The following is a 756-nucleotide window of genomic DNA, read 5'->3' as shown; positions in this document are numbered from 1 at the left end:
AGGATAGCTTATCGGTAGCTAACCGTCCCTCCATCCACATGACCAAGCGTTGCACTTATTATCTGAATTCGCGAAGCAGACCGCCGCACATTTAATATGCTGGTTTCACAGCATAATCTGACAGACGAAGAGAAGGCGCTGATTTTTGACGCGCTAAAAGCGGTGTCATTGAAATAACCGCGGCTGTGCGGCAGAGAAGCTAGCGATACACCTCGCCGCACAGTAATACCACATTCGGGCGACGCTGATGAATACGGTCCGCCATCTGCTGGCAGGCCTCACGTGTAGGGTAGATATGTTCTGATACCGGCAGGGCATCACAGGCATCGTAACCGCAGGCGCTGACCAGGAGCACAAATCCTATTAACATACCCCCTCCTTACCATGACGCATTAAGCGCGGAGATTGCCCGGCTTCAGCATTAGTATAGCTTAGCGAAGCGGCAACAGACGGGTAAATTGTGCGGAGATGGGATCAGAGTATCGATTCTGCTGGTGAGAAATATGAGTGTTCTGAAAGCGTTATATCATTAGCAAAATATTACTTAAGCATATCTAATAATGTCGGTCGATATTCTTTAAGGTCGTTAAACTGTGTTTTGCCGTCTGGCTTGATAGCGGGTGCAAATATGCCGACAAAGACTTGTCTGAAATATCGTTTTATTTTGTTTTTTACTGACTATTAAGGAAGGTGCGATTTAATCGTCAATTATGAGAACATAACCCTTTCTTTGACATAGACTTTTCACGATGCCCG

The 756-nt window shown here is 46.2% G+C and carries 1 protein-coding gene; it reads right to left on the bottom strand.

Annotated elements, in window-relative coordinates; all coding sequences use genetic code 11:
- Nucleotides 1-199: 199 nt before the first annotated feature.
- Nucleotides 200-370 carry a hypothetical protein gene (locus ACSZO1_RS22615; RefSeq protein WP_437616643.1) on the bottom strand — a complete coding sequence of 57 codons (171 nt, stop codon included), beginning with the start codon at nucleotides 368-370 and terminating at the stop codon, nucleotides 200-202.
- Between the last annotated feature and the right edge of the window lie 386 nt (nucleotides 371-756).

The organism is Erwinia sp. V71, assembly GCF_965644245.1.
In the GTDB taxonomy this organism is placed as follows: Bacteria; Pseudomonadota; Gammaproteobacteria; order Enterobacterales; family Enterobacteriaceae; genus Erwinia.
The sequence above is the reverse complement of the archived record's forward strand: the minus strand, read 5'-3'. Positions and strand labels throughout refer to the sequence as shown.